Source organism: Marinisporobacter balticus (assembly GCF_004345705.1).
GTDB classification, from domain to species: domain Bacteria; phylum Bacillota; class Clostridia; order Peptostreptococcales; family Thermotaleaceae; genus Marinisporobacter; species Marinisporobacter balticus.
The window spans coordinates 1-6,296 of sequence record NZ_SLWV01000054.1 but is presented as its reverse complement, the minus strand read 5'-3'; the positions used below and the strand labels follow the sequence as shown (position 1 = coordinate 6,296).

Sequence of the window (6,296 nt, the reverse complement as noted above, 5' to 3'; positions counted from 1 at the left end):
ACCTCTCGATCTCCACTTGTCCAAAGTACAACGAGTTTATCTTTGTTTTCTGACATAATTATCACTCCTCCAAATATTATTTATTATTTCTAACACATACAATATTAAGTTAGTTAACTAATAGCCATTTCATCTTCTTTATGGTGCTTTGATATTGCAGATAACGTCTCGCATTTGCGACGTCCCTGAACCGGACCCGCCTGACCCTCTCCTTTGGTAGAGCTTCGCTCCCTGTGAAGGGATGTGGTGCTCTAACCTTTCCCTTGAAACGTGCTTCCAGCACCTTTATGCAAATACATTGCTCTCAGAGGGCTACAGGACGTCGCACCCTTAAACAAATCACTTGCCAGTACTGCACATTATAAGAAAGATGTGACACTTGAACTATTTAAGATAATGCTCATAATCTCTTATTCATGCTTTTTAATGTTACTACAACAATTTCTGGGCGATTAAAAATTCTGATTGGAATTATGCTATTTCCTAATCCTCTGCTTACAAACATAGTTGATGATTCGTTACTATAGCTGCCGATTGTGTATTGGGGAAATAATCCTTGATCCGGTGCAACCAATCCACCAACAAATGGAATCCTAAATTGGCCACCATGAGCGTGACCCGAAAAGATCAGATCTATATTACTTTCGCGATATAAATCAAATAGTTCTGGTCGATGAGAAAGTAATATCTTAAACTTATCACTTCTCGACCATTGCTTCAGTTGTTCTTCTAATTTACTGGTATTTGTACCCTCCAAGTAATCTGATGTAAGAAAATCAGGGTCAGACAATCCAAGTATTTGTATTGTGCTGCTTCCTTTTGAAAGTTCAAGGGCAGTATCATCCATGATATAAACCCCTGCTTCCATCAATTGATGCGTTATTTGTGAATACTTTCCAGACCATGCTTCATGATTGCCAGAAACATAATAAGTGGGAGCAATTTCCACAGCACCATTAATAAAACACATGGCTATATCCAAATCGAATTTACGTCTATCTACCAAATCTCCTGTAACAATAATGATATCAGGCGACAAGCTTTCAACTTGACTCAACAACTTTGATTGATCTTCTCCAAACATTTTATTGTGCAAATCAGAAATTTGAACAATTTTAAAATCGTTGAAGTCCGCAGGTATCTTGGAGCTGTAATAGTCGGAACTTGAAACAACAGCACTGTTATTCTGCCAAATACAAAACACAATAAGCAATATAATAGTTACAATAAGTATTTTAAATCTTTTAGATAGCTTTTTCATTTAATAACCCTCTTCAATTATAAATAATCTCTTCTACATATAATCAAACAAATGTGATTTATAAATCTCTTAAAATGGTCTTCCATAATCCGCAACAGGACGCCGAGTCCTTTGTGTATGGTTTCGGAGAACGTGCTTGCTATCTTGTGACGTTCCACATGTTTTTAGTGGAATGTATAGCAAATAGCATGTTATCTGTAGTAGCCACCCGAATCTACTCACTAGAACTCATCCACCTCTATATAATTGTTCTTCTAATAGTACACACCATAAGAACTAAAGATTATGTTCATAATTTTGGCGCATATCTATTACCAAAATCTTTTCTTGCTATCTTTGTATATTTCATAATGAATTCTGTTTTAGCTTTGGTATACCTATCTCTATTATATTCGTATTGTTCTTTTAGTCCTTGTTTTAATTTTCCGTATTCTTTAGCAACTTCTTTATGAACTAAAAGATAATCCCTAAAGTACAATTCATTCCAATCTCCCCAAAATCGGACATGGAAATGAAAAACTTTTTCAGCAAAACCATTTAAAGTATACCCCTTATTAAATGAAATGTTTATATCTGGTTTACTTTCAAATGACATCAATGTCCAACCAGCATTATTTAGCTTTGATTGTAATTTCTCTATATCGCAATTACAATCAACTTCCAACAAAATATCTACTGTTGGTTTAGAAATCAACCCTTCAATGGAACTACTTCCGATATGATTAATTCGCTTAATATCATTTCTACCTACGGTATTGACAATTTTATCTTTTTCAATTAAATACCATTCTTTATAAGCAGGATTATGTTCTTTTAAAATAATCGGGAACAATTCCCAAAGTTCTTCTAACGACATTCCAGACAATGTTTTTCCCATAATAACCTCCAAAACAAAATATAAATTATATTTATTTCGCACTTTTCTACTATTATGTAATATATATCATATATATTTTACCTTTTTTATGCTATCTTGCTATTGCAGATAACGGGTTTAGGCTTACCCATGTTTTACATATTCCTAAGTAAAATATGGGTAAGCCTTTGTTATGTACCGTTAAAATATGGCGATTACAGCACACCGCATATTCCTACTCAGTTTTTATTGCTTATTCACTTCCTCCTTCACCAATTTTAATTTTCTTAGTGAAATAGGTTTTCCTAATATCAGCAGCCTGTTTTACCCATTCCTCGACGCCAATTTTCTTCATTAAACACAAATTATATAGTTTGATGTTTTGAGGAAATCTTTCCGCGCCATCTGCTAGAGGCATCAAGAACGAACACGGAAATGTATCACATTGAAAGCAATAATCAACGCCTTTTTTTTCTACACACTCTAAAGTTCTACACTTTTTTCCTTCCAACTCGATGAATAAGCATTGATTACCATTGGCACACCCTACACAAGTAATCATTTCTTTCGGAATCTGTGTTGCATCAGATATTCTGGACTGCATTTCATTTGTTACATTTTCTTTGTACAGCTCACAATTAAAGCAGTCGATTCCACATGGTGCTACAATTTTCTTTTCCATTTGACGTTATCCTCCTTAATAGAAACTAAATTAAATTGTTTAAGTCCTACATAAGTTAGACACATCACACAACAGAATCGTTACAAAATTTCTGAAAGATTTTTCAACTTACTGATAAATTCTATCTTTGACATTTTTCCTTCAGCATGATATAAATAATCTATTTTTCGAAGTACCGACATATTCTTGAAATGACGTTTTAATAGGTCATCATTCTTAAACTGATCATGACCTGACGGCAACGGCAGATTATGATCACGCATAAATTTTATCCAGAGATAGCATTTACACGGTTTCTGAGGATCAATCAAACTGCATCTCATTTCAAACATATCTTTGAGTTTCTGTCTAGCTCGATGTAAAGTAACTTTGACATTGTCTTCAGAAATCTCAAGAACCTCAGCGATATCTTTATTTTTTAATTGAAGGCATGATTTTAATAAAAAGCAAATTCGCATCTTCTTTGGAATACATTTGAGAAATCCATGGATACATTTTTCACGCATATCTTCCACGATCAATTCATCGTCAATACTTGGCTCATATTCTAAACCCTTGAAAAAAGTTTCTTCACTTACTCCCTGTTCTTCGGTGATAGCAATTAAAGGTAATTTATTCCATGATTTTAAATATCTACACCCTTCATTAATTGCAATTCTATATACCCACGTAGACAGTTTTGATTTTTTCTTAAAATTGTCAATATTAGAATATGCCTTTATAAACGTATTTTGTAATACATCTTCGGTATCTTGATGATTTTCGGTCATCCTATAAATCAATGAATATAGTTTTTCATAATTAGTCTGTATGTGAAATTCGAGTTGCTTGCTTAATTCAATTTGTTGGGCTTTATCTTGCATATCTTCCCTCCATATTTTATTATACCTGACTAATATTTTAATGGTACCATAACGTCTCCGCACTCAAGACGTTTCTCAGTCTTAGATAGCTCCTATCTTAGGCTGAGGAATGTGCTTTGGCTTCAGCTTATAAAAAGGTATGACCCAAAATAGGCAAAGCGAACTTGAGTGCATTGTTATCGGATGGATGAAGCTCTGGCAGGACGTCATGTTCTTAAACTGCACCTATCTACACACCTATAATCTCTTTGCATAACATGGATAACACGATCTTGAATTGTCATTTTTCAAAATACCCATTCCGCCTATAATCTCACTCACAAATTGGAATTTGTCAATTTCGTATTTTGCTCATTTTGTTCTCTTTATCCCAAAGTCGCATTATACAAATAAGCACCATCTAATACCATATTTATCAATAAAATCTGTCATAAGTAAACTGTATTCACATGGTGCAAGCGGCATCAAAATTTTAGCATCAATTTTTAACACTTCATATGCTTTCCGCACCTTTTCTTCGTTACCTTCTCCATAATGTAAACAAAACTGCATTACGTTGCCTGTAACCGTTTCCTCACCAATAATAGCATATTCAGAATTTCGTTCTGCCACAGCTAAGATTTCCCCTTGAATATCAAGCTCTGAATGAAAAAACGTTCCATCTTCATTTGGATAACTGCTGATGAGAATAGCATCAAAAGCCTTTTGATAAAGAGCCACCGCCTCATCACTTCTTGTAACATATGCTTGCATCATTGATCTTTTCATAACGAATCCTCCCTGTATTACATGTATAATTTATTTCGTTTATCCTTTGTCATCTACACAAATACAAATAATCCGCCGTTCAAATTTCTACTTTATCGAAATGCTTAATTTAAATTCATTTTTACTTAGTAATACAGCTAATAACCATGTAATCATATTTGAGTATGTTGGATAGCCTATTATGTAACTTTATTATACCAACATCCAACCTGTTCACACCCCCTTATGCAAATCCCAAAAACATCTAAATCTCGCCCTGCTGACCTTGATGGGCAACAGCATTTATTGCTCGTAAAATTGAAATTTAGCGCTCCCACTTTAGATAAATCATATCAACGAGCTGTTTTCCGTTTTCAAACATCGGGTGGTCATAGTTGTCCGTGAAAAAGTTTTTTATTCGATGTGATTCCGTAAAGCCACATTTATGATAAAAACTAAGTATATCAGGGCTGTCTCCAGTTCCTACAAGCATAGTTTTACAATCGGGGTAACATGAAAACAGAAACTCTATCATTCTTTTGCCGTAGCCTTTACGTTGGCAATCAGCCATGACCGCAATGTTTTTAAGTTCATAAATACCATCTGCTTCTATTGTAATCACGCATTCAGCTTTTATACCGCCGTCATCTAAAATAAACATTTCACCGCGTTCGAGATATTTATCTACCATATTTTCCTGCTCGTCTGCTAACAATAACAAGTCAATGTATTGTTTTTTATCTTCCGTTACTTTTCTTATCTCCATATCTATCCTCCTATAAATTCCTATTTAGCTGCATGTTACAGGTATTATATGGCGTATTTGAAATCTTATAGCCAATCTTTTAAAATCCGCCACTGGACGTGGCGTCCTCTGCTTTATCTTTCCGATAATGTTTTTGGTATGTTGCGACGTTCCACATGTTTTTAGTGGAATGTATGCAAATAGCATGTTATAAGAAGTGACGACGCCTTTCACCCCTATAATCCTTCACAAAATAAGAATGGTACGAATTAATTCTTTAACGTATATAACTTACAACATTATTTAGCTTTGCAATATCGTTAGGGCTAATCTTTAATGTTGCATGTGATATTCCTGTTCCTCCATATACATATGTAAATCGATTTAATTGCCTGTCCATAATTACTGGTAATCCATGATTGATTAATGGGATACTTCCAATCTTATAGCCAGTAACTTGTTCAACCTCAGTGGGTTTTGCTAATTTGACCTGTTGAACCTTTAACATTTCCTTGATTATTTCAAAATTTATCCTTCCATAATCCCCTGAAATAATCAAAGCATAATATCCATTTTCAGTTTTTAATATTAGTGTGGGCGCTGTTTGACCGATATTTATACCGAAATAATCAGCTCCCTCCTGTGCAGTATTTATTTTCTTACTATGATTGATTATCTCATATTCAATATTATATTTGTTTAAATTGGTAACTAATCTATCCATAGTTTTTTTCTCCTTTAGTGAACAATATTTTACTATCACGTAACATCTCGCTATTTATCAAACAAAACTCCAAAGAATAGCTCCGATATCGTCATTTCTTATAACGGTCTTAGCCTTTCCGTTATCCTACATGCTTTTTTATAGGATAATGGAAAGGCTATGTTAGGCGAAGTACAGCTACCTCCTATAATCTAAATCTTCAGATCACCTACAGTGTCCACTTCCTACAACTGTTGCTTATATAAATCAACATCAAAATCTATCAAATTCAATAGTTCTTTCTTATCTCTGTTTCCTTTTATAGTTATTATTTCCCCATCTTTAATCTTTCTGATTATATAATCGCCTGTAATTAGGTTATAGTCCTCTTCAATATTATCCATTGCATTATCAATTTCTACAAATGAACCTTCTGTAG

General features: G+C 34.0%; 8 protein-coding genes. All 8 read right to left on the bottom strand.

Annotation, left to right across the window (positions count from 1 at the left end):
* Nucleotides 1-400: 400 nt before the first annotated feature.
* Nucleotides 401-1,261, bottom strand: coding sequence for a metallophosphoesterase (locus EV214_RS18260; RefSeq protein ID WP_132248409.1), 861 nt, complete (start codon nt 1,259-1,261; stop codon nt 401-403).
* Between the two features lie 289 nt (nt 1,262-1,550).
* On the bottom strand, nt 1,551-2,138 hold the full coding sequence (locus EV214_RS18255; protein ID WP_132248407.1) for a GrpB family protein: 588 nt from the start codon (nt 2,136-2,138) through the stop codon (nt 1,551-1,553).
* Between the two features lie 232 nt (nt 2,139-2,370).
* A complete protein-coding gene (locus EV214_RS18250) occupies nt 2,371-2,799 on the bottom strand; it encodes a DUF3795 domain-containing protein (protein ID WP_132248405.1) in 429 nt (142 codons plus the stop codon).
* Between the two features lie 80 nt (nt 2,800-2,879).
* Complete coding sequence (locus EV214_RS18245; RefSeq protein WP_132248403.1) at nt 2,880-3,662, bottom strand: RNA polymerase sigma factor; 783 nt, start codon at nt 3,660-3,662, stop codon at nt 2,880-2,882.
* 381 nt (nt 3,663-4,043) lie between these two features.
* Nucleotides 4,044-4,430 (bottom strand): VOC family protein, encoded by a 387-nt coding sequence (locus EV214_RS18240; RefSeq protein ID WP_132248401.1) that lies wholly within the window; start codon nt 4,428-4,430, stop codon nt 4,044-4,046.
* Nucleotides 4,431-4,734: 304 nt separating this feature from the next.
* On the bottom strand, nt 4,735-5,175 hold the full coding sequence (locus EV214_RS18235; RefSeq protein ID WP_132248399.1) for a GNAT family N-acetyltransferase: 441 nt from the start codon (nt 5,173-5,175) through the stop codon (nt 4,735-4,737).
* A gap of 256 nt (nt 5,176-5,431) precedes the next feature.
* A complete protein-coding gene (locus EV214_RS18230) occupies nt 5,432-5,878 on the bottom strand; it encodes an aminoacyl-tRNA deacylase (protein ID WP_132248397.1) in 447 nt (148 codons plus the stop codon).
* A gap of 224 nt (nt 5,879-6,102) precedes the next feature.
* On the bottom strand, nt 6,103-6,296 hold a 194-nt coding region (locus EV214_RS18915), incomplete at its 5' end, for a hypothetical protein (RefSeq protein WP_165916474.1).